Annotated in this window: 18 protein-coding genes; 13 read left to right on the top strand and 5 right to left on the bottom strand. The window is 44.8% G+C overall.

From position 1 onward, the window contains the following. Nucleotides 1–231 precede the first annotated feature (231 nt). The 10 genes from ACXAFJ_RS05205 (at nt 232) to gspS2 (ending at nt 8,889) form a co-directional block, all read left to right on the top strand. Nucleotides 232–1,848 (top strand): anthranilate synthase component 1, encoded by a 1,617-nt coding sequence (locus ACXAFJ_RS05205; protein ID WP_475324062.1) that lies wholly within the window; start codon nt 232–234, stop codon nt 1,846–1,848. A gap of 9 nt (nt 1,849–1,857) precedes the next feature. Further along, complete coding sequence (locus ACXAFJ_RS05200) at nt 1,858–2,475, top strand: aminodeoxychorismate/anthranilate synthase component II (RefSeq protein ID WP_475321896.1); 618 nt, start codon at nt 1,858–1,860, stop codon at nt 2,473–2,475. Between the two features lie 10 nt (nt 2,476–2,485). After that, nucleotides 2,486–3,484, top strand: a complete 999-nt coding sequence (gene trpD / locus ACXAFJ_RS05195) for an anthranilate phosphoribosyltransferase (RefSeq protein ID WP_475321895.1) — start codon at nt 2,486–2,488, stop codon at nt 3,482–3,484. 2 nt (nt 3,485–3,486) lie between these two features. Then, the gene (gene trpCF / locus ACXAFJ_RS05190) at nt 3,487–4,905 is read left to right on the top strand and encodes a bifunctional indole-3-glycerol-phosphate synthase TrpC/phosphoribosylanthranilate isomerase TrpF (protein WP_475321894.1); all 1,419 of its coding nucleotides are present in this window, start codon (nt 3,487–3,489) and stop codon (nt 4,903–4,905) included. A 95-nt stretch (nt 4,906–5,000) separates the two neighbouring features. Continuing rightward, nucleotides 5,001–6,191, top strand: a complete 1,191-nt coding sequence (gene trpB, locus ACXAFJ_RS05185; RefSeq protein ID WP_475321892.1) for a tryptophan synthase subunit beta — start codon at nt 5,001–5,003, stop codon at nt 6,189–6,191. Then, complete coding sequence (trpA, locus tag ACXAFJ_RS05180) at nt 6,191–7,000, top strand: tryptophan synthase subunit alpha (RefSeq protein WP_475321891.1); 810 nt, start codon at nt 6,191–6,193, stop codon at nt 6,998–7,000. The genes trpB and trpA overlap by 1 nt, the downstream gene beginning before the upstream one ends. A 197-nt stretch (nt 7,001–7,197) precedes the next feature. Beyond that, nucleotides 7,198–7,659, top strand: coding sequence for a response regulator (locus ACXAFJ_RS05175; RefSeq protein WP_475321890.1), 462 nt, complete (start codon nt 7,198–7,200; stop codon nt 7,657–7,659). A gap of 110 nt (nt 7,660–7,769) precedes the next feature. Then, a complete protein-coding gene (locus ACXAFJ_RS05170) occupies nt 7,770–8,006 on the top strand; it encodes a hypothetical protein (RefSeq protein ID WP_475321888.1) in 237 nt (78 codons plus the stop codon). A 197-nt stretch (nt 8,007–8,203) separates the two neighbouring features. Continuing rightward, nucleotides 8,204–8,500 carry a YciI family protein gene (locus tag ACXAFJ_RS05165; RefSeq protein ID WP_475321887.1) on the top strand — a complete coding sequence of 99 codons (297 nt, stop codon included), beginning with the start codon at nt 8,204–8,206 and terminating at the stop codon, nt 8,498–8,500. Further along, the gene (gene gspS2 / locus ACXAFJ_RS05160; RefSeq protein ID WP_475321886.1) at nt 8,500–8,889 is read left to right on the top strand and encodes a type II secretion system pilot lipoprotein GspS-beta; all 390 of its coding nucleotides are present in this window, start codon (nt 8,500–8,502) and stop codon (nt 8,887–8,889) included. Before ACXAFJ_RS05165 ends, gspS2 begins: the two co-directional genes overlap by 1 nt. Nucleotides 8,890–8,978: 89 nt before the next feature. Here the strand turns inward: gspS2 and metE are convergent, their stop codons facing one another. Further along, complete coding sequence (gene metE, locus ACXAFJ_RS05155; protein ID WP_475321884.1) at nt 8,979–11,288, bottom strand: 5-methyltetrahydropteroyltriglutamate--homocysteine S-methyltransferase; 2,310 nt, start codon at nt 11,286–11,288, stop codon at nt 8,979–8,981. A 257-nt stretch (nt 11,289–11,545) separates the two neighbouring features. On the opposite strand from metE, the gene metR reads away from it, so the two are divergent. Then, nucleotides 11,546–12,481 carry an HTH-type transcriptional regulator MetR gene (metR, locus tag ACXAFJ_RS05150; protein WP_475321883.1) on the top strand — a complete coding sequence of 312 codons (936 nt, stop codon included), beginning with the start codon at nt 11,546–11,548 and terminating at the stop codon, nt 12,479–12,481. A gap of 12 nt (nt 12,482–12,493) precedes the next feature. Here the strand turns inward: metR and ACXAFJ_RS05145 are convergent, their stop codons facing one another. The 3 genes from ACXAFJ_RS05145 to ACXAFJ_RS05135 all read right to left on the bottom strand — a co-directional run bounded on the left by ACXAFJ_RS05145 (nt 12,494) and on the right by ACXAFJ_RS05135 (nt 16,038). After that, complete coding sequence (locus ACXAFJ_RS05145; RefSeq protein WP_475321882.1) at nt 12,494–12,688, bottom strand: DUF4250 domain-containing protein; 195 nt, start codon at nt 12,686–12,688, stop codon at nt 12,494–12,496. A 100-nt stretch (nt 12,689–12,788) separates the two neighbouring features. Then, nucleotides 12,789–13,466: a hypothetical protein gene (locus tag ACXAFJ_RS05140; RefSeq protein ID WP_475321880.1), complete on the bottom strand. Its 678-nt coding sequence runs from the start codon at nt 13,464–13,466 to the stop codon at nt 12,789–12,791. Nucleotides 13,467–13,545: 79 nt separating this feature from the next. Continuing rightward, a complete protein-coding gene (locus tag ACXAFJ_RS05135) occupies nt 13,546–16,038 on the bottom strand; it encodes an EAL domain-containing protein (RefSeq protein ID WP_475321879.1) in 2,493 nt (830 codons plus the stop codon). Nucleotides 16,039–16,224: 186 nt separating this feature from the next. On the opposite strand from ACXAFJ_RS05135, the gene ACXAFJ_RS05130 reads away from it, so the two are divergent. Both ACXAFJ_RS05130 and ACXAFJ_RS05125 read left to right on the top strand, forming a co-directional pair. Beyond that, nucleotides 16,225–18,477: a YgiQ family radical SAM protein gene (locus tag ACXAFJ_RS05130; RefSeq protein ID WP_475321878.1), complete on the top strand. Its 2,253-nt coding sequence runs from the start codon at nt 16,225–16,227 to the stop codon at nt 18,475–18,477. Nucleotides 18,478–18,718: 241 nt separating this feature from the next. Continuing rightward, the gene (locus ACXAFJ_RS05125) at nt 18,719–20,731 is read left to right on the top strand and encodes a methyl-accepting chemotaxis protein (protein WP_475321876.1); all 2,013 of its coding nucleotides are present in this window, start codon (nt 18,719–18,721) and stop codon (nt 20,729–20,731) included. A gap of 413 nt (nt 20,732–21,144) precedes the next feature. Here ACXAFJ_RS05125 and ACXAFJ_RS05120 read toward each other — a convergent pair whose 3' ends face one another. Further along, nucleotides 21,145–22,770 (bottom strand): EAL domain-containing protein, encoded by a 1,626-nt coding sequence (locus tag ACXAFJ_RS05120; RefSeq protein ID WP_475321875.1) that lies wholly within the window; start codon nt 22,768–22,770, stop codon nt 21,145–21,147. Between the last annotated feature and the right edge of the window lie 5 nt (nt 22,771–22,775).

Below are 22,775 nucleotides of genomic sequence, written 5' to 3'. Positions count from 1 at the left end.
AACACAGCTCATAACACGCCTGTAACCTTTGGTGTAAACCAATGGGCTTGGTGGTGGCTGTCATATAGGCGCATGGTGCGGGTTTCTGTGTGACTGATATTTGTTGAAAAAGCCCGCTTTAATAGCGGGCTTTTTTGATTTTGGGTCATGAGAACATTATCAAGAGCTCAATAGTTGTATAACCATTAAAAATCAAAACGTAGCGTTGGAATAATTCGAGACTGAGCATGCATTTTATGCGAGTATCAATTTGCCCAAGCACAAAGGACAGGAGGTCTTGTGAACGAGGCCAATAATACTAAAAAAATGATGATTACCTCTGTTAAACAGAGTGCCCCTTATTCCCAAGATCCAACCGAGGCGATGTATACACTTTGCCAAGATCGTCCCGATTGTATTTTGATGGAGTCTGCGGAAATTGACTCAAAACGCAACATCAACAGCATGATGATTGTCGATACCGCAGTACGTATCACTTGTCTTGGCCAAGCCGTCACTTTAAAAGCACTCACCAACAACGGTAAAAACGCACTTGCGCACCTTAGCCAAGCAATCGAGCCGCATTTGGTTAGTGAGTTTGATGGTAATACCTTGGAGCTTGTTTTCCCTGAAGCTGACCTAGAAACTGACGAAGACTCTCGATTACGTCAACATTCATCCTTTGATGCATTGAGAGCGTTCCAGCGCTATTTTGAATACGACTCGTCCAATCCAAACGCCGTATTTATTGGTGGTTTATTTGCTTACGATTTGGTGGCCAATTTTGAACCCCTTGGCGATGCGGAGCAAACAAGTCGTTGCCCAGATTATGTATTCTACTTGTCCGAGACGCTAGTTACCTTTGACCATCTGACTAATCAGTGTGAAATCTCAATCAGTGTCTTTGGTGGCAATAGTGAAGAACAAAGCCGTTTAACTCAGCGCATTGATGAAATCCATCAACTCCTATCATCCTCTAAGTCCATTCCAACACCAGCCAAACTAGAAAAAGACGCACTCTACCCTGAACCAAGCGTATCAGATGAGCGTTTTGGCAATTTAGTGTCTGAACTTAAAAACTACGTGATTAAAGGTGATGTATTTCAGGTTGTGCCATCAAGACGCTTTACCTTACCTTGCCCGGCTCCACTCAGCGCCTATCGCGAACTTAAGCAAAGCAATCCGAGCCCTTACATGTTTTACATGCAAGATGAAAATTTCACTCTTTTCGGCGCGTCACCAGAAAGTGCGCTTAAGTACGATCCTTCCACCAATCAAGTGGAGATCTACCCCATCGCAGGCACTCGAAAACGCGGCAAAGCACAAGATGGCAGTATCGATTTAGATTTGGATGGTCGCATAGAGTTAGAACTGCGCACCGACATGAAAGAAAACGCAGAACATATGATGTTGGTTGATTTAGCGCGCAACGACGTAGCGCGAATCAGTCAGCCCGGCACTCGTCACGTCGCCGATCTTCTTCAAGTTGACCGATACAGTCACGTGATGCACTTGGTTTCTCGTGTGGTTGGTCAGTTGCGCGAGGATTTAGACGCCCTGCATGCTTATCAAGCCTGTATGAACATGGGTACGTTAACTGGCGCGCCAAAAATTCGCGCAATGCAGCTGATTCGCCAAGTAGAAAAAGCGCGTCGCGGTAGCTATGGGGGCGCCGTGGGCTACCTAAAAGGAAACGGTACATTGGATACATGTATCGTAATCCGCTCGGCCTATGTCGAAGATGGCGTCGCTCAAGTGCAAGCCGGTGCAGGTGTGGTTTACGACTCAGACCCACAGGCAGAAACAGAAGAAACTCGTAGCAAGGCACAAGCGGTAATCTCAGCAATTCAAGCAGCGCATTGCAGATAAGGAATCACTATGGCTAATATCATCTTCATCGACAATTTTGATTCCTTTACCTACAACCTCGTAGACCAATTTCGGTCGCTGGGCCATGAGGTCAAAGTGTTCAGAAATACCGTTGAGCTATCAGTGGTAGAAAAACAAATAGAAAAAGAGCAGTCCATTTTGCTGCTGTCGCCGGGACCGGGTGCGCCATCAGAAGCTGGTAACATGCCCGCTATCATTCGTCATCTAAAAGGCAAGGTACCAATCATTGGTATTTGTCTTGGTCACCAGGCGATCGTTGAAGCCTATGGTGGCCGAGTCTCCGGCGCTGGTCAGATTGTTCATGGTAAAGTTTCAATGATGAGCCACAACCGACACGCAACTTATGACAAGCTACCCGCACCAATGGCAATCGCTCGCTATCACTCACTCATTGCGGTTGACGTGCCTGAATCTCTGCAAGTTACTGCAGAAGTAGAAGGTATGGTGATGTCTGTAGTTAACGAACAAGACAAAGTGTGTGGTTTCCAGTTTCACCCAGAGTCCATTATGACCACTCAAGGCGCGCAACTTTTGGAAAACACCATTGACTGGGCACAGCAACCAGCCACTGCACAGGATCGAACTCAACACGGAATGGTCGAATAAGGAACTTACTATGCTTGATACCATCGAAAAGCTTTATCAGCAGCAAGAATTGACGCAGAAAGAAAGCCACCAGTTATTTGACACCATCATTCGTGGTGAACTCGATCCTCTGTTGATTGCCTCTTCACTTACCGCATTGAAAATCAAAGGGGAAACCCCGAATGAAATTGCGGGAGCTGCTCAGGCGTTATTAGCGAACGCAGTGAGTTTCCCACGTCCTGAATACGACTTTGCTGATATTGTTGGTACAGGCGGAGACGGCCACGACACCATCAATATTTCAACGACGGCGGCGTTTGTTGCCGCTGCGTGCGGCCTGAAAGTCGCCAAACACGGAAATCGAAGCGTTTCTAGTAAATCAGGCTCGTCTGACTTATTAGACGCCTTCGGGATTAACCTGGCGATGTCTCCTCAAGACACTCGTAAAGCGGTGGACGACCTGGGTGTCGCTTTCTTGTTTGCGCCGCAGTACCACCAAGGTGTCAAACATGCAATGCCAGTTCGTCAGACGCTAAAAACTCGCACTATTTTCAATATTCTTGGCCCATTGATTAACCCAGCGAAGCCAAATATCGAGCTCATGGGCGTATACAGTGAAGCGTTAGTCGAGCCCATCGCGCAGACCATGGTCAACATGAAACTGAAACGTGCCGCTGTAGTCCATGGCAGTGGTTTGGACGAAGTTGCAATTCACGGACCGACAACTGTTGCAGAAATTATCGATGGTGATATTCGCCACTACACCTTAACGCCGGAAGACTTTGGCGTGAAAACTTACCCGCTTGAATCCATCAAGGGTGGTAGCCCAAGTGAAAACCGTTTGATCGTTGAACACATTTTGACAGGTAAAGGAACCGATGCTCAAGAAAGTGCAGTCGCTGTTAACGTGGCGCTGTTAATGAGATTGTTCGGTCATGAAGATCTAAAGGCAAACACAGTTACCGCAAGAGAAGTGATGCAGTCTGGTAAAGCATTTGAATTGGTTAAAGGATTGGCGGAGAGAGCCTAACTATGAGCAATCTATCTGAACATGTAACCGCAAAAGAAGCGCAAATGGCAGAAGTTCTCGCCAAGATAGTTCGCGATAAACGCGTTTGGGTTGAAGAGCGAAAACTCGCTCAACCGCTAGAGTCTTTTGTCGATGGCTTAACGCAAAGCGACCGAAGCTTCTACCAAGCCCTCACCAGTGAACAAGCCGTTTTTATTCTTGAGTGCAAAAAGGCATCACCGTCCAAAGGGCTGATTCGTGAAGACTTTGATTTGGACAAAATTGCGGGAGTATACAAAAACTACGCCTCTGCCATTTCAGTCTTGACGGATGAAAAATATTTCCAGGGCCAATTTGATTTTCTCCCTAAAGTGCGAAATCAAGTCACTCAGCCCGTATTGTGTAAAGATTTCATGGTAGATAGCTACCAAGTTTATCTTGCCCGTCACTATCAGGCAGACGCTGTATTGTTAATGCTTTCTGTATTAACCGACGATGAATATCGCGAGCTGGCAGAAACCGCGCATTCTTTGGGTATGGGTGTACTTACCGAAGTCAGCAACGAAGAAGAAGTGGCCAGAGCGATAGCGTTGCAAGCTAAAGTGGTCGGAATCAATAATCGCAACCTAAGAGACTTGTCGACCGATTTGGCCCGTACCGAGCAGCTTTCCCCCTTGGTTCGCGCAGGAAACCCAGACGCTATTGTGATTTCTGAATCTGGGATTTATCAACACCAAGAAGTTCGGAGACTGCGTCCTCATGCCAACGGATATTTGATTGGCAGCTCATTAATGGGACAAGACGACATTGAGCTGGCAACCCGTCAGGTTGTTGTTGGCGATAACAAAGTTTGCGGTCTGACTCATCCAGACGATGCAGCTAAGGTTTACCGCTCGGGCGCTGTCTATGGTGGGTTAATATTCGTCGGATCCTCCAAGCGTCATGTCGATGTCGAGCAAGCTCGATTGACCATGAGTGGCGCTCCACTTCGCTATGTTGGCGTTTTTCAGAATCACACGACTCGCGATGTCGCTAGCGTCGTTGAGCAGCTTGGTCTTTATGCGGTGCAGTTGCATGGTCAAGAAGATCAGCGCTACGTTGACGAACTTAAAGCACGCCTAAATGATGATGTAGAAATTTGGAAAGCCTATGGCGTGAACTCTAATGCGATTCCAACACTACTTAGCAAAAATGTTGATAGACACTTACTGGACGCCCAAGTGGGAGACCAACTTGGCGGAACAGGCACCACCTTTGATTGGTCAATTATTGATGACCCAAGCAAAATCATACTGGCCGGCGGGTTAAATCAGGATAACGTCAAACAAGCGGCTTTGTTAGGTTGTCGAGGTCTAGATCTTAATTCTGGCGTGGAGACGGCTCCTGGAAAAAAAGACGCAGAAAAGCTCAAGCATTGTTTCCACGCGCTGAGAGATTACTAACAAACAACTCGTATCAAAGAATTACGAGTTCAATAAAGAACACTGATTACACTCTGACCGTTCATTCGGTGGGAGGCAACAAAAAGGATTGAATCATGGCTAAGCTAGATGCCTATTTTGGAGAATATGGTGGGCAATATGTCCCTCAAATTTTGGTCCCAGCACTTGACCAATTGGAACAAGCTTTTGTTGATGCTCGTGAAGATGATGAGTTCCGCAGCGAGTTTATGTCATTACTACAAGAATACGCAGGACGCCCAACGGCACTTACCCTTACTCGTAACCTAACTAAGGGCACTAAAACACGTCTTTACCTCAAGCGTGAAGATCTGTTGCATGGCGGCGCCCACAAAACCAACCAAGTTCTTGGTCAGGCGCTTCTTGCCAAACGCATGGGTAAAAACGAAATTATTGCCGAGACAGGTGCTGGTCAGCACGGTGTGGCAACGGCATTGGCATGCGCCCTGTTAGGTTTGAAGTGCCGTGTTTACATGGGAGCTAAAGATGTTGAGCGCCAAAGCCCAAATGTGTTTCGAATGAAACTAATGGGTGCAGAGGTCATTCCTGTACATTCTGGCTCTTCAACTCTAAAAGATGCCTGTAATGAAGCATTACGTGATTGGTCTGGTAGCTACGAAACAGCGCACTACTTATTGGGTACCGCCGCAGGTCCTCACCCTTTCCCAACGATTGTTAGAGACTTTCAACGAATGATTGGCGAAGAAACGAAAAACCAAATTCTCGCTCGAGAAGGTCGTCTACCTGACGCTGTCATTGCTTGTGTGGGTGGCGGTTCAAACGCAATTGGCATGTTTGCCGATTTCATTGAAGACGAGTCTGTACGCTTAATCGGTGTTGAGCCAGCAGGTAAAGGCATTGATACTGACCAACACGGCGCGCCGCTAAAACACGGTAAAACCGGCATCTATTTCGGTATGAAAGCCCCTATCATGCAAGACCCAGACGGTCAGATTGAAGAGTCCTACTCAGTGTCTGCAGGATTGGACTTCCCTTCAGTCGGCCCGCAACACGCGCATTTACTTTCAATCGGCCGCGCGGAATACGATAACGTGACTGACGATGAAGCATTAGAGGCATTCCAGTTGCTTGCACGCAGCGAGGGTATCATTCCAGCACTTGAATCTGCCCACGCGCTCGCTCATGCGGTAAAAATGGCGCACGAAAACCCTGAAAAAGAGCAGCTTTTAGTGGTGAACTTGTCAGGCCGTGGCGACAAGGACATCTTTACTGTTCACTCAATTCTCGAAGAAAAAGGAGCACTATAATGAGTCGCTATCAACACTTGTTTACGCAACTTTCGCAAACAGGCGAAGGTGCCTTTGTTCCTTTTGTCACCATTGGCGATCCTAACATCCAAGTATCCGAGCAAATCATTCGTACTTTGATTGAAAACGGTGCAGATGCACTGGAATTGGGTATCCCTTTTTCAGATCCTCTTGCTGATGGCCCAACCATTCAAGGCGCGAACTCACGTGCTTTAGACTCCAAAGTAAGGCCAGCTGATTGCTTTGATTTAATCGCCAAAATTCGCGCTGACTACCCGCAACTACCGATTGGATTGCTAACTTATGCAAATTTAGTTTTTGCACCAGGTATCGACGCGTTTTATCAGCAATGTGCTAACGTTGGCGTAGATTCGGTACTGGTTGCAGATGTACCTACTGGGGAAAGCGAAGACTTTACTCGTGCAGCAAAAGCTTTTGATATCGAACCAATTTTTATAGCCCCACCAACGGCTAGTGCAGAGACCTTAAAACAAGTTTCTGAACTTGGCTCTGGTTATACCTATCTGTTATCACGTGCGGGGGTTACTGGCGCAGAAACCAAAGCGAACATGCCAGTCGATCATATGTTGGAAACGCTGCGTTCGTACAATGCTCCACCAGCGCTACTTGGCTTTGGTATTTCACAACCTGAGCAAGTTAAACAAGCAATACAAGCTGGTGCCGCAGGCGCGATCTCAGGCTCAGCGGTGGTTAAGATTATCGAAGCTAACCTTAACGATGTTGACGAAATGCTAAAACAATTAGCGGTGTTTGTGTCTTCAATGAAAGCGGCCACAAAACTCGGTTAATTCTTTCCTATACCTAAATAAGGGTATAATTGATTACGGCCTCATTACGAGGCCGTTTTTATGTGTAACAAATCACTTATTGCAGCTATTTATATGCAATTGCGCCCAAAACAGAATCCTTCACTTTTTATTAATTGATAGATGCGTTATCAAAGACTCACTCTTGCACAAAACGTACTCTGTACGCTTACATCGTTATGTTGAAGCAGCTTATCAGCGCTAAACGCCGTATTTTGGATCTATTGCCTTTTTTGCGTTCACACAACAGCAATGATTTTTTAGTCCTTGTGGTTGACGATAAGGACTTTCAAAGACAAATGGTCACACTGCTACTCAATCAGCTGGGTGTGAAATCCATGGTAGCGGAAAACGGCTTGATCGCGACAAAAGCGGCAGCCCGCAAGCCAGTTTCAATGATATTGATGGATGTGCAAATGCCAGTTATGGATGGGATTGAAGCGACCAAAATCATTAAGCAAGCGAATCCTGATATTCCCATCATCGCCCTGTCGGGTGAAACTGGCGCTCGAGAAGTTCAACTGATGTCACAGCTGATGGATGATCGACTCGAAAAACCGACTAACAAACATTCTCTAGCAAAAATGCTAGTCAAGTACTGCTCCGGTATTCAACTCAATATTGACCCTCAACACTCATAACTGAGCCCAAGATTTCTGTACCAACTAAATCTGGCACTTTTCCTGCTTACTTAAGTATAACAATTTAAGAGGCGAAGTTTTGGCGTCTCGCCAGTATGAGGAATCCGATTATGGAGATTCATAGACACACCTATTATCACCTGATTCATCAAGGCATCAAAAGCATGCTACAAGATAGAATTGGGCATTTTACCGAGAACGAATATCACCAGTATTTGTCATCATTAACCGGCAAATCTAGCTGTTTTTCAATGTCCGACGAAGAATTACTGCTAACCGTAGATTGCCTGCGCGATGAAGGATATTTAGAAGAACTCAAACACGCGATACCAAAACTAGGGGTATAAATAGTACTACAAAGATAGAGCCTCTCAATCTGCCTTAGATTAGAGGCTCATTGCGTAAGTTTCGCCAACTTTTCGTCAAACTCCCCTTTTTATCTTCAAACCGTCTCGTTTAGAACACAAAGCGATTTTTCTTTGGATGCAACCACAGCTAACTTCATATAAAGTAATGTAATTGTTTACACCAAGGAACCTTCATCATGTTGTATGTCATTTTCGCTCAAGACGTCGAAAACTCGCTCGAAAAACGTCTTTCCGTTAGACCTAAACATTTAGCTCGTCTAGAAGCTCTTCAAAACGAAGGTCGCTTATTAACTGCTGGCCCTATGCCAATACTCGATTCAGAAGATCCAGGGAGCGTAGGTTTTTCAGGCTCTACGGTAATTGCGGAATTTAATAGTCTTGAAGATGCTAAAGCGTGGGCAGATGCTGACCCTTATGTGGAAGCAGGTGTTTATCAATCCGTCATCGTTAAACCTTTCAAGAGAGTCTTCTAATGAGATTACTTGCTAAAGCGGCGACGTTTGTCTTGGCCGGGTTGATACTTGCCGGTTGTCAATCAACCAAGGTTTCCCCTCAGCTTGAAGCACTCGCGAGCAATCGCGCGCAAGTGTTGTCGTCTGAACTGCCAATCCAAATGGGCCCATTACAAATCGTCCAAGCCCGTGCCTCTGGTGCAGAGGTAACGGTGATGATGATTTATGACGACCAAGTACAAGGGGCTCCAAGCGCGCAAACTATGTTGCAAGGTGCGTTGCAAAGTTATTGTCAAAATGACGACATCCAGCAAAACATGGCATTGGGGCTGAGTTACCGCATTCAAATGAGAAATGCTCGAGGTCAACTCGTTGCGGATAGCCCAATATCTAAACTCAGTTGCCAATAGCTCGCAGTCAACTTTTGAAGTTCAAAATTGCATCAACCAATAAAACCCGCATATAGCGGGTTTTATTGGCGGTCTATCAAAGTTAGCTTTTAGTTAACCAGATGAGCTTGTCGCAATTTCTTAGCAGCGCTCACCATGTTACTCAATGCTGCCTCGGTTTCTTCCCAAGTACGAGTCTTCAATCCGCAATCCGGGTTAACCCAAATTCTTGATGCTGGAATCTTGGTCGTAGCTTTATTCACCAAAGATTCAATCCACTCTTCGCTTGGAATATTAGGAGAATGTATATCATACACACCAGGACCTATTTCATTAGGGTAATTGAAATCTTCAAATGCTTTGAGCAACTCCATGTTGGAACGTGAAGTCTCGATAGTGATGACATCCGCATCCAGCGCCGCCACGGATTCGATAATCTCATTAAATTCGCTGTAACACATATGAGTGTGAATCTGCGTTTGCGGCTTAGCTGACCCTGCAGCAATTCTGAACGCCGACACTGCCCAATTCAGGTACTCTTGATGCTGAGCTTTTTTCAGCGGCAGACCCTCTCGAATTGCCGGCTCGTCAATTTGAATAATATCAATACCTGATGCTTGTAAGTCGGCGACTTCATCTCTCAGCGCCAGCGCCAACTGATTAGCAATTTGCTCTCTTGAAATGTCCTCTCTTGGAAAAGTCCAACACAAGATCGTTACCGGCCCGGTAAGCATGCCCTTCACTTTTTTACTGGTTAACGACTGAGCGAATTTAGTCCACTCGACAGTAATCGGATCTTCACGTTCGATGTCTGCCACGACAATTGCTGGCTTCACACAACGTGAACCGAAGCTCTGCACCCAACCAAACTGAGTGGTTTGAAAGCCAGCGAGATGCTCAGCGAAGTACTCCACCATGTCATTTCGCTCGGCTTCGCCGTGAACCAATACATCCAAATCGAGTGCTTCTTGCCTCGTTATTGCGTCAGCAATATTGTGTTTAATTGCATCTCGGTATTGCTCGGCAGAAATTGCGCCTTTTTTGTAGTCGCTTCGCACAGCTCTAACCTCATTGGTTTGAGGAAACGATCCTATCGTTGTTGTTGGGAAAAGCGGTAAAGATAGGGCTTTTCGTTGCGCGTTACTTCGAACAGCATAAGGCTCACTGCGCTCCGCCATTTCAGTAGAAATACCTGCGAGCCTATTCTGTACCGCAGCTTTATGAACTGATGTATTGCCTTGTCTCTTTTGAATCGGCTGACTGTATTCAGAGCAAGCGGTTATTGCGCTTTCATCTCCGGATAGCGCCTTGGCTAACAGTCCGACTTCGGCCACTTTTTGTTTGGCAAATGCAAACCATTGGTATCGTTCGTCACTCAGTTCTGTCTCGAGTTCCAAATTAACTGGGCTGTGTAACAAAGAGCAAGAACTCGCTACCCACAATCTTTCACCTAGTTGCTCTTTGGCCGGGATTAACAGATTAAAGCTGTGTTCCAAGTCGGCTCGCCACACATTTCTGCCATTAATTATCCCGGCAGATAACACCCAATGCTGTGGCAGTTTTGATAAAGCGGCTGATAATTGCTCCGGGGCTGCAGAAAGGTCAATATGCAGCCCATCGACTTGCAAAGTCACTATGGTATCTAAAACACTTTCAACAGAGTCAAAGTAAGTGGTCAGTAAGACCTTAATATCAGTGCGCAGTACTTGATACGCCAGTTTAAACGAGTTTAACCATTTGGCTTCTAGCTCTAGTGCCAATATAGGCTCGTCGATTTGTACCCAGTCAATACCTAGCGAGACCAACTTGGCCAAAATACCTTGATAAGCCGTCAGTAACCGTGGCAACAAAGTTAAACGATCAAAATCTGGCTCAACTTCTTTGCCCAAATAAAGGTAACTAAGAGGACCTAGTAAAACAGGTTTTACATCATGTCCAGCGTCCTTGGCTTCTTTGACTTCTTCGAATAATTGTTGCCAGCTGACCTCAAATCTATCGTCTGAGCTGAACTCAGGAACAATGTAGTGGTAGTTAGTATTAAACCACTTGGTCATATCTGACGCGGCTTGGCCATCGACTTGTTTGTCGGAAGCGCCACCACAGCCACATTGAACCTGAGAGCGACCCCGAGCGATATTGAACATGGTATCTAATGTAGGGAAGCCGTTTCTATGACGTTTGGGTACGTGACCAAGCAGTAGTGACGTCGTCAATACTTGGTCATACCAAGCAAAATCACCAACAGACACTGTACTCAAATTGGAATCGGCTTGTGTTTTCCAATTCTGTTTTCGCAAGTCACAGCCAACGGCCTTCAGTTCCGCTTGGTCTATGTCTCCACGCCAGTACTTTTCTAACGCAAATTTTAACTCTCTTTTTTCGCCAATACGGGGGTAGCCCAGTACGTGTGCTCTTGTCATCGTGATTTCCTATTTTTAAGTTTTATATTTTTCAAGCTTTTGCATTCTTGCGGAGCCTGTGAAACTGATGACTTAAAATATGAGAGGTTTAAACTTGATAAACAATCAGTAAATACTCAACTTGATCATTATTAAAATTCATAGTTATCGACCAATACATTAATTTCAATAAATAGACGTCTAGATGTTTACAGCTCTAAAACATAACTGTATGTTAAGATAATTCACGGTTTTCACATTGGATATGAGGCTGGTTCATGATTGAGTTAAAACACTTAAAAACGATTTCATCACTGCGAGACACGGGAAGTTTGACCGCTACGGCTACCTCTTTACACCTTACGCAATCCGCCTTATCGCACCAATTGAAAGACTTGGAAACACGTATCGGCGGTCAACTATTCTTGCGAAAAACCCGCCCAGTCCGATTCACACCAGAAGGTCAAATACTATTGTCACTTGCAGACGAGTTATTACCTAAGTTAGCCAAAGCGGAAAATGACCTCGCCAGTCTAAAAGAGGATGTGAATGGTCGCCTGCATATGGCAATAGAATGTCACTCGTGTTTCCAGTGGTTGATGCCGGCGTTAAAAGAATATCAAGTGGCTTGGCCGTCCGTTACTCTCGATTTCTCTTCAGGTTTCGGGTTTGAACCCCTACCCGCACTGCTTAACGGAGAGTTGGATTTGGTGATTACTTCAGACATTCAACCGCGAAGTGAGGTTCATTACGAACCATTGTTTGATTTTGAAATGCGCTTGGTGACCGCCCCCAATCATCCACTTGCCAGCCAGCCTCAAATCAAGCCTGAAGATTTGTTAGACCAAACCATGATTAGCTACCCAGTGCAAAAACAACGTCTTGATGTGGTAAAGCACTTTTTACATCCAAAAGGCGTAGAGCCGGTCAAGTGGAAACAAGCGGATAACACCCTGATGTTGGTTCAAATGGTTTCCGCTGGTTTGGGGGTTGCCGCGCTGCCAAATTGGGCAATCAGCGAGTTTTCGCGACAGGGTTTGGTCGCCGATATATCGCTTGGTAACGGGCTTTGGAGACGATTGTTTGCCGCTGTACGAAATAGTGAAAAAGACAAGCGCTATCTTGATGCTTTTTTCTCCACCGCAAGGCAGCAATGTAAACAACATCTAGATGGTGTCAAGATGGCCGCCCTGTATGCAGCCACCAAAAATTAAAGTTTATTGACACTAAATTCTCTTAAATTGGTTGGTCAAAGGATCGTAATGAAAACCAAGACCATCCAATTTATCTATTACTTGTTGACGATCCAGTTCGTAGACACTCACCAACTCATCCAAGTTATCACACTCCAAACGAAGCTTCTCATTGACGATGCCGAGTAGGATTGCATTTTCTACCGCGCCAAGCTGACTCATATCCATAGTTTCCACTCCTAAATTGAAAGGATTTCCTTATTTAAAAGTAGTCTATTTTGATTGAAAAAACTGGTTATTGATAAATATATCTATTTGTCTTTATCGGCTAGGTACTTAGCATAAGAAACAACTGGCTGACAAACACAATTGATAAACTTAGGCTCAACTGAAACTTAATAGGGAGTGAATTTTTGAGGATGTGCCAACACCATATCACAACTGCCAATATGCTGGCCGGTAGCACCCACAGCAACGTCTGAGTGAACAATTCTAACTCGCTCTGCTCTAGTGACGATGCAAGAATTAATACAATCACGCAAACTGCCATAGTTGCAATCACACCGATAAAGGGCAAGATTCTATGGAAAGCTTGTAACCTGCTTCGAGCGACCAGCAATAACAAGTGGGTGAATGCCGCGCCAATTAACGCTGCTTGAGCCAACACCATTAACCCACTTCCCAAAGGCAATGAGGCAAAATGACCGGCAAGCATGCCAAAGCTCAGTCCATTGATTAGAAACAACAACCAAGTTGGCCCGGAGTCTCGTGTTTTACTGACTTTGACTTGCGTGTAGAAGTACGCCAAGGTCGCGATAATCGCCAGCGCCATTATTTGCTGTACGGCATACCCTAGCCACAAAACAGCAATAATCGGAAACAGCTTGTGGACACGGCCTCGTTGTCCCGGGCAAATATCGCCCTTTAACAAAATGACAGTTAACAATAATTGGGTAATGACCAAACCAGGAAAGATTAGCGCGGTAGCACTGTTGAATAACGGCATAATTTAAAAGCAGAGAAAACAAATTGTCCGAGATTATACCCGAGTTAATTAGCGAGGACAGGTCAAGGGAAAAGTTCGGTTAACATTTTTGGTCATAGTTTGCGAGAAAATGTAACACTGCGCTTTGTTCGACTATACCTCTGTATTGGTTCTCTTCATTGACTAGTATCCAAGGAAATTGTTTACTTTCGACCAAATTTGGCAGCTCGGTTAAGCTGGTGCATTCCAGCACAGAGTCGTATTTGGTCGTCATCATACTGTTAACTGGGCGATTCCATATTTGTTTCTCACGCGAGCTTTCTAAATCCGTTCCCATGGCTGGTGACAAGACTAAATTCAAGCTCTCTCGCGAAACAAATCCAACACACTGTTTGCCTTCAACCACAGGCAAGCTTGATGCGTTGGATTCCCTAAACATCTCATAAGCCAAAGAAATTGGAGAACCCGGATCGAGCCGGCGGATGTTTGAGCTTAATAATGAACAAACTTGGTGCTGCCTAACATGCTTAACCAAGTGTTGAAGCTGTTTGTCAACTGATTGACGAATTTCGCCAAGCTCTACCAATGGCACCGGTTTAGCAAATAAGTAACCTTGCATGTAGTCAACACCCAGCGTTTTTAGCAATTCCAATTCTTTCTCCGTTTCTACCCCTTCTGCGACAACTTGAACGTTGAGACGGTGTGAAAGTTGGGTGATCATTTTGACAATCATACAGCGATTGTTACTGCTATGAATTTGCTTAACAAAAGCTTGGTCAATTTTCAATACTTCGAAATTACAATCACTTAGATAACCAATCGATGAATACCCCGTACCAAAGTCATCAATGGCGATATGGACCCCTTTTTGTTTTAACGCAGACAGCGCCGCAAACTGAAGATTACCCACATCAAAATACGCGGTTTCGGTTATTTCTATGGTCAGTTTTGGTGCCACTTCAAGGTGACGGTCAACCATGGCATTGATACTTTCGAAGATTTTGGTCAAGGATTCCTGAGTGTCTAAAGAACGATTGATGGTGAGCTGTATGTGCGGCCCTAACACCGATTGCAATTGGCTGTATTGGCTTAAGGCCACTTCACCGACTGTTTCATCCAGTTTATTAACCAAACTCAAGTCTTCGGCTATCGAAACCAACTCTTGTGTATTGTAATAACCTCCATTGCCATCTCCAAATCGACATAAAGCCTCTACTTTTTCGATACGAGCTTTGTTCAGGTCGATTATTGGCTGATAAAATACATCCACTTGCTGCTTCGCAATGGCTTCTCGCACCACAGATTCGAGGACCTTTCTTCGCTCTTGTTCCTTATGTATTTTACTGTCATAGAAGTTAAGATGACTTGAAGGACCAGAGTGATTCTCCAGCATCGCCTGGACGGCATGATTGACCGCGAGTTGTGCCGACGATGAATCTTCACCCACCACAGAGACACCGCTTTTGCCGTTAACAATACCCCGGTACGCTTGAGCTGAGCTCAGCTTTTTCAGGACCTTGTAAAATTCTCTAATTGCAATATGAATCGCTCGGTAAGAGCCGTCCGCTTTTAGATGAGAAAAGTCCACACACGCCAAAAAAATACCATTCGCTATGTAGCCACTAAATAGATTGAGTTTTTTCCGGGATAAGGCATCAGCAATGTTCTGTCTGCATTCATGTTGAATTTCTTCATCAAACTCAGGTTTCATCGCAACAATCAACACCTGTGAATTGTTGTCATTGAGTTCTTGATTCAAGAGTCGTATGAATTTTTTTTGTGTCGGCAATTGAGTCACCAACTCCACACCACCAATATCAGTATCGGCGACTCGATATAAGTGGCTCGACAAATCGAAGGTGATGCCCAAGAAGTAAGTTTCGCCAGCCATTTCTATTTTTTGTATGGTTAAATCTTGTGGATGACTGCGACCGCTCGCCTCGCGAGTTAATATGGTGCCATGCCAGAAACCTTGCTGCTCAATCTGCTTCCACAGATCTCGGTAATAATCTTGAGAGTGTTTTCCAACATTTAAAATACTGGTTTTCAGACCCAATAATTCGTTACGTTGATAACCAGATTGTTTTTCAAAGCAGTGGTTACAGGTCAGAATCCGAGTTTCTGCGTCTGTTAGCAACAACCCGTGATGGCCATTTTCGAAAATGCTGTAAAACAAGTCCGCCAAGTTTTGGTTATCATCAATGCTAACTAAATGGCGGATTGTCCCTTGTAGCACGTTGTTGTTTGGACGTTCAGCGTAGAACTCTACATAAACCAGAGGACGTTCCGCAGACAGAAGATTACAACTAAAGTACTGGCACTCTCCGCGTTTCGCCACAGCGGCAATAAAGGTTTTAAACTTAGTTTGCTGCGGTTTTGGAATAAACTGTAGGACGTCTTCTATTCTTCGAACATCTACCGTACTGCCCACCAAGCTTTTAACTGCGTTTTGGTCAATTTGTAAAGCGTTGTTGCGTATATCCCAAGTCCAGTCCAACAAAACGACGGAACGGTCAGACCCACCAACTTGGTCTGATTCAGCTTCTGAATTCGCTAACTGTTTTAGATCCATCTCTTGTGTCGAATTAGGCATTGCTGAGCCAAAAATTTACCTTGTATGACTTTAGTTTAGTCCATGCAAATTCATCTAGATGCGTAACTCAAAAAAATAACCGCAATAATTATGCGCTTTAAAATCGCACTCACTAGAACAAATTGATGTGTATCCATGTTAAACATATGTATATAATCCGCGCTCAAATGAGATGAGAGATTGATTATGAACGAGCCAGTAACCGCCATTAATGCCTATCCCAAATACTGGGCCGAGTGTTATGGAGTTGCCCCGTTTCTTCCTACCTCGAGAAAAGAGATGGATGCATTAGGATGGGACAGCTGCGATATTATTATTGTTACTGGTGATGCTTATGTTGATCACCCGAGCTTTGGCATGGCCATCATTGGCCGTTTGTTAGAATCTCAGGGCTTTAGAGTTGGCATCATCTCGCAACCTGAATGGCAGGATAAGTCTGCGTTTCAGGCCTTAGGTCAACCCAATCTGTTTTTTGGCATCACTGCTGGAAACATGGATTCAATGATCAACCGTTACACGGCGGACAAAAAGTTGCGCCACGACGATGCCTACACACCAAACAACGAAGGTGGCAAAAGACCCGATAGAGCGACACTAGTTTATTCTCAGCGCTGTCGTGAAGCTTACAAAGACACACCGATTGTACTAGGCGGCATTGAAGCCAGCTTAAGGCGTTTGGCTCACTACGATTATTGGTCTGATAAAGTACGTCGTTCGATTTTGTTTGATGCCAAAGCAGATGTCTTGCTGTTTGGTAATGCAGAACGCGCATTGATTGAAGTCGCCCACCGTCTTGCCGCAGGTGAAGCCATCAGTGACATGACCACAGTAAGAGGCACAGCCGTCAACTTGGTCGAGGCTCCTGAAGGCTATACGGTTATCGATAGCTCTCGCATTGAAAAGCCGCGTAAAGAGGCGTTTGTTCCGACTAACCCGTATGAAGTAGAAACCAAGTGCGACACCAAAAAGACAGAAGGTGAAGCGGAAGCCAAACCGATTGTCATTCGTCCATCTCGCCACGATGCTAAAACCACTGCGGTTCGTATCCCGAGTTTTGAAAAGTTAGTCAATGACAGAGTGCTATACGCCCATGCCAGTCGTATCATGCACTTAGAGACCAACCCTTATTCGGGTAGAGCACTTCTACAAAGGCATGGCAACCGCGAGCTTTGGGTCAATCAAGCCCCTATTCCATTGACCACAGAAGAAATGGATTTTGTGTTTGATCTTCCCTATGCGCGTGTACCGCACCCCAAATACGGCAAAGCCAAAATTCCGGCCTATGACATGATCAAAACCTCGGTCAACATTATGCGAGGCTGTTTTGGTGGTTGCTCGTTCTGTTCAATTACCGAGCACGAAGGTCGGATCATCCAGAATCGTTCGCAAGAATCGATCATCAATGAGCTAGAAAATATTCGCGATAAAGTGCCGGGCTTCACAGGTACTATTTCGGATTTGGGTGGTCCCACTGCAAATATGTACCGCCTAGGCTGTAGCGATCCAAAAGCAGAAGCCAATTGCCGGAGACCATCTTGTGTGTTCCCGGGAATTTGTTCAAAACTTAACACCGACCACAAACACACAATTGATTTATACCGTGCTGCACGAGACGTTCCGGGAATCAACAAGGTGTTAATTGCCTCTGGTGTTCGTTACGACCTCGCCATTGAATCACCAGAATACGTGAAAGAACTGGTAACGCATCACGTCGGTGGTTACCTAAAAATTGCACCTGAGCATACCGAAAAAGGCCCGCTGAATCTGATGATGAAACCGGGAATGGGCACGTATGACCGCTTTAAAGAAATGTTCGAGCAATACAGTAAAGAAGCTGGCAAAAAACAGTACCTGATCCCCTACTTTATATCGGCTCACCCGGGAACTGAGGATGAGGACATGCTCAACTTGGCACTGTGGCTTAAGGGCAATAATTTTGAGTGTGACCAAGTACAGAATTTTTACCCGTCTCCAATGTGTAATGCGACGGCCATGTACCACTCGGAAACCAACCCACTAAAACGAGTAAAATACAAAAAGCGTGAAGAATTACCTGTAGCGAAAGGTGAACGTCAGAGACGTTTACACAAAGCGCTACTTAGATACCACGATCCAGCCAACTGGCCAATGATTCGTGAAGCTTTGATATCTATGGGTAAAAAACACCTCATCGGTGACAAACCGCATTGTCTAGTACCATCTGAAGATCAAGAAAAGCAAACGCCTGCGCAGAGAAGACGTTCAGGTCGTCATGGTGCTAACCGTTTCGCGACTAAACACACCAAGGCACAATTTGACAAGAAAGGTAAGTCTTCCTCAAAGAATCGTGATTCTAAAAGTGGTACTAATTCACAGCGAAATGGTCAGTCGAAAGGGAACCATTCAAACACGACAAAACCCACTCAAACTAAACACAAAGTTAATTCACGTCACCGCTAATCGGTAATTTCCCGACCAGCTCAAAACTAGCACCAAAGCGCCAGTTTTGAGCATTCTAAATATGAAATAACACACGTACAATAAATACCAATCAGAAATTGTCTGCAAACTTTTGGTATCTTAATTGTCAACCACTTACTCTATGTTATCGATATTTTAATAAATAGTTAGTTGCACATAGTGCGAACAGTACCATACTTATTTTTGAATTTACCCCGAAAACCTCGCGGAGAAATAAGTCATGAAGATGAGACTGACACACGCACTATTTTTAGGCTTTTCGATAATAATAACTACAACCTTAATATTAGCTTTTGTGGTTTGGTCGGTTGTAAACCGCTCCGCCGCTATCTCAGCTGAAATCGAAGCAGATGATGTCCCCGGTGTCTTAGCCTATTTGAACGTTCTTGATGAAGTCGGTGACTTGCAAACCAATGTACTCGAATACCTCAACGGTGAAGCTGATGAAGTCGAAGCTTTTAGGGTTAATGTTGAAGAATACAACTACTACTACGGCATCCTTCGTCCTCTAGAATCGGCAAAAGCTTCAGATATCGAGAAGATGGATACCATCAAAAAGTATGCGGAAGACTACATTAACGCCATGGAAGCGGAAGTGTTTGGTAAATATAACCCAGCTGACGAGCAACTCGTCATTCAAAAGATCAATGACTTAACGAAGAATGTTGGGGTGCCACTCGAAAACTTATTAGACAAGCTCAAAGACGAGGAGTTTGCGGACGCATACAAAACTACAGACCTGAACGAGTCACTCAATGACGACTTGCCAGGGGTCCGCTTTTACCTTGAACTCGTTGATGAAGCTGGCGATATGATTTCTTCGCTCAATGCGTACATCATGGGTGACCCAGATGCTAAAAACGCGTTCAAAAAAGATTCCAATTCTTTCTCTGGCTATCTCGAGCAGTTAAAGCCGCTTGAGCGCAAGCCAAATGAAGTCACTCAAATTGCGCAAATTGAGCAGTATTACAAAGACATACTGAGCGTGGCCGACGAAGTATTTACGATATACGATCCAAAAACCAAAATCGCAGCCATTAACTTAGTGGATGAACTTGAACACGGTATCATTTCACCGCTCGAAGACATACTGGATGACTCGTCTCAAGAAGAGAAAGACGATGCCAACTCAGCACTGGTCAAGTTGAACGGCAATATGGATACCATAGTCATCTGGTTAACGGTTAACGTTGTGGTTGTGCTGGTTGTGGGTGTCCTCGTGGCGTGGAGCTTGTCTACGATGCTCAAAACTCGCGTTGCCAGTATTGCTAAAACAGCTCAGGCCATTGCCGATGGAGAGCTATCGGGTGACCCTATCAATGATGAAAACAAGGATGAACTTGGTGAACTGGCACGCTCAGTCGATAATATGCAAGATTCGCTGAAACACATCATCGCGAACATCAGAAATGTGGCAACAGAAGTCTCTTCCAGTACCCAAATGGTTGACAATACCAGCCGTGAAGTTGCGAAAGGCATTCAAGAACAATCCGACAAAGCAAACATTATTGCCAGTGCAGTAGAAGAAATCACCGTAACAGTAAATCAGGTCGCTGACCAAAGTCGCGATGCTGCTGACAATGCTCGAATAGCCGGCGAAGAAGCGACTAACGGCGGTAAAGTGATGCAAGAAACGGTTGATGGAATGAACCGAATTTCCGAAGTGGTTAACGAAACGGCCGAAACCGTCGATAGCCTAGGCAAACGCGGTGAAGAAATCGGCAATGTCATCCAGGTGATCAATGATATTGCTGAGCAAACCAACCTTCTAGCATTGAACGCAGCAATAGAAGCAGCCCGAGCAGGTGAGCTAGGTCGAGGTTTTGCGGTCGTAGCTGATGAAGTACGTGGCTTGGCAGAGCGCACTTCTAAGGCAACAGAGGAAGTTGGCGGGCTCATCTCTTCAATCCAAAATGAAACTCGCAGTGCAGTTGAACGTATGAGTGAAGGTACTCAGCTTGTAGCTGATGGCGTTAAGCTCTCAGATGCCGCTGGAGCAGCTCTGGTTAAGATTGTTGACCGAGCACAGGACGTGAACAACATGATTGATATGATTGCGACTGCCGGTAATGAACAGGCAACCGCAACACAAGAAATGTCCAAAGATATCAGTGTGATTAGCCAGATCGCTAACAGCTCGGTTCAAGCAACGGAAGAAGGGGCTAACGCCGTCTCTCAACTTTATCAAAAAGTTGAAGAGCTAGAAGGTTTGGTTTCTCGCTTCAAACTCTAAGATTACCTCTACTACCAAGGCCAACCTTTACGGTTGGTCTTTTTAGTTGAATAAAAGCCATCATGCTAGCGACTATAGAGTAACGAATAGACTCAGTTCTCATGCGTATCACAGCAAGTAAAAGGCAATTCTGGCCTCTTGCCGGTGTTGCCAGCAACAATAACTGTATCGGGATAGCAAAAGCTATTGCCGAAACAACCTAAAAGTTTGCTCTGCCAAGAAAAGGGCGTTTTTACTGACTCAAGATCTGCGAATCGTGTCTTCTGATGTTTTAAGTCGACGCTCCCGCTTCGAAATCCAGTTCCAACTAAATGTTTCGCTAACACCAATTAAAAGTCACCAAATCGGCTTATCAACGTCAAAGTTAAGCCTTGTAACTAGATTCGAAGAAATGATAGTTATGTGGGGGTAATCTATTTTTTAGCGGTGTTTAAATGTAGGTAATCAATCAACTCTTGCTCTAGTAAAGGTTTACTAAAGTAATAGCCTTGAATGTAATCAATTGATTTTAGTTTGGCATAGTCAAGCTGTTCTTTGGTCTCTACCCCTTCTGCCACAACAGGTTTATGCAAGTTTGTAGCGAGAGACGCAATAGAATTAAACACAGTTTGCAGCTTCTCATCTTCAATCACGTGGGTAACGAACGCTCGGTCGATCTTTATTTCATCGAACCGTAATCGACACAGATAGCTAAGACTTGAAAAGCCTGTACCAAAATCATCGATGGATATTTTAAAGCCCAGCTCTTGTAGCTTACCGAGTATTTGATTTACATAATTAAAATTATCAATCAATGCCGATTCAGTCAGTTCCAATTTGACTTGTTTTGGGTCAATGCCGAAGTGCTCCATACTCGATACTAGCTTGCTCACAAACTCGACATCAAGAATCTCTACCACGCTGATATTCAGAGCAAAGAGCATCACACTAGTATTGATGTTCTCCCGTTTGAGTTTCTCCAATAATTCACTCAGTTTTTCTATATTGAATTGAGTTAACAAGCCAATATCACCAATTTTTTCGGCGATGGGAATGAATTCCATAGGAGAGACAAACTTATCGTGCAGTTTCCACCGGATGAGACATTCAACCCCAGTAACGTAGCCCGAGTTCGCATTGTGCACTGGCTGGAAAACCAAATGAAAACTTTGGTTTAAATCTTCTTGATTGATCGCCGCTCTAAACTCGTTCTCCAGCGTATTCTGATGCTCAATCTGTTTGGCCAATTCTTCTTGGAATTCGCACAAACGAACTCGTTCAGACAAAACATCCAATATGGCCATTTCAGCTTTATTTAAGCTTTGCTCATGCACGTCACCCGGTCTTTCAATGTAATAACCCAAGGCAACATTACTGAAGAAATGACGGCCATTAAAATGGAACGGTTCGTTCAAAATGCTGTAGAAACTTTCAATATCAAAATGGGCACCACTAGGCACAAAAACATTGAAGGTATCTGTAGAATGCTTGCTGCAAATCGCCTGATCAATAGCGCTAGTGACCCGGGCCAGAATTTCCATGAACACCAGGTTTGCCACCGCATTGCCCCAAATTTCATTAATTCTTTGGTAGTTGCAAATGCGCACACAGCAAACGATACCCTGCTCGAATTCTTGATACAGGCGATTCAGGAAGGCCTCGCGATACAACAAACCAGTATGAGGGTCCTGCATTGAAAGTTGACGATTGAGTCTTCGAGTAGCTACTAGTTCACCTTGCTCGGCAACATTCAGTAAGTAGCCACCTTCAAAGGGGCTTAGAAACAGTTTCACCCAATTGACGTTTCCACCATTGACACTCAAACCACATTCGATGCATTCCGTCCCATCTTTATGTGTCCATTCTTCAAATAGGGTTTTGACATCAATGCGTTTGTATTCCTCGTCCAAAAAAACGGTGTCGTCATTGAACAGGCTATTGCCAATTGCTGAATCGAAATAAACTCTAGCGGCAGGAGATAAGAATTGGATTTGAAAAGCTTGGTCTAGCTCGATAAAAGCCACACCTAATGCTTCTAGTCTGCTTTCTATTCGCTCCATACTTC

The sequence above is a fragment of the Vibrio sp. ABH4_348 genome, assembly GCF_056159765.1.
Note: the sequence above shows the minus strand (reverse complement) of the source record. Positions and strands in the feature narration are given on the sequence as shown.

Excerpts from the sequence above, each read along its gene's own strand:
- ACXAFJ_RS05200 (WP_475321896.1), top strand. The coding sequence starts at position 1,858 with ATGGCTAATATCATCTTCATCGACAATTTTGATTCCTTTACCTACAAC.
- trpD (WP_475321895.1), top strand. The coding sequence starts at position 2,486 with ATGCTTGATACCATCGAAAAGCTTTATCAGCAGCAAGAATTGACGCAG.
- trpCF (WP_475321894.1), top strand. The coding sequence starts at position 3,487 with ATGAGCAATCTATCTGAACATGTAACCGCAAAAGAAGCGCAAATGGCA.
- trpB (WP_475321892.1), top strand. The coding sequence starts at position 5,001 with ATGGCTAAGCTAGATGCCTATTTTGGAGAATATGGTGGGCAATATGTC.
- trpA (WP_475321891.1), top strand. The coding sequence starts at position 6,191 with ATGAGTCGCTATCAACACTTGTTTACGCAACTTTCGCAAACAGGCGAA.
- ACXAFJ_RS05175 (WP_475321890.1), top strand. The coding sequence starts at position 7,198 with ATGTTGAAGCAGCTTATCAGCGCTAAACGCCGTATTTTGGATCTATTG.
- ACXAFJ_RS05170 (WP_475321888.1), top strand. The coding sequence starts at position 7,770 with ATGGAGATTCATAGACACACCTATTATCACCTGATTCATCAAGGCATC.
- ACXAFJ_RS05165 (WP_475321887.1), top strand. The coding sequence starts at position 8,204 with ATGTTGTATGTCATTTTCGCTCAAGACGTCGAAAACTCGCTCGAAAAA.
- gspS2 (WP_475321886.1), top strand. The coding sequence starts at position 8,500 with ATGAGATTACTTGCTAAAGCGGCGACGTTTGTCTTGGCCGGGTTGATA.
- metE (WP_475321884.1), bottom strand. The coding sequence starts at position 11,288 with ATGACAAGAGCACACGTACTGGGCTACCCCCGTATTGGCGAAAAAAGA.
- metR (WP_475321883.1), top strand. The coding sequence starts at position 11,546 with ATGATTGAGTTAAAACACTTAAAAACGATTTCATCACTGCGAGACACG.
- ACXAFJ_RS05145 (WP_475321882.1), bottom strand. The coding sequence starts at position 12,688 with ATGGATATGAGTCAGCTTGGCGCGGTAGAAAATGCAATCCTACTCGGC.
- ACXAFJ_RS05140 (WP_475321880.1), bottom strand. The coding sequence starts at position 13,466 with ATGCCGTTATTCAACAGTGCTACCGCGCTAATCTTTCCTGGTTTGGTC.
- ACXAFJ_RS05135 (WP_475321879.1), bottom strand. The coding sequence starts at position 16,038 with ATGCCTAATTCGACACAAGAGATGGATCTAAAACAGTTAGCGAATTCA.
- ACXAFJ_RS05130 (WP_475321878.1), top strand. The coding sequence starts at position 16,225 with ATGAACGAGCCAGTAACCGCCATTAATGCCTATCCCAAATACTGGGCC.
- ACXAFJ_RS05125 (WP_475321876.1), top strand. The coding sequence starts at position 18,719 with ATGAAGATGAGACTGACACACGCACTATTTTTAGGCTTTTCGATAATA.
- ACXAFJ_RS05120 (WP_475321875.1), bottom strand. The coding sequence starts at position 22,770 with ATGGAGCGAATAGAAAGCAGACTAGAAGCATTAGGTGTGGCTTTTATC.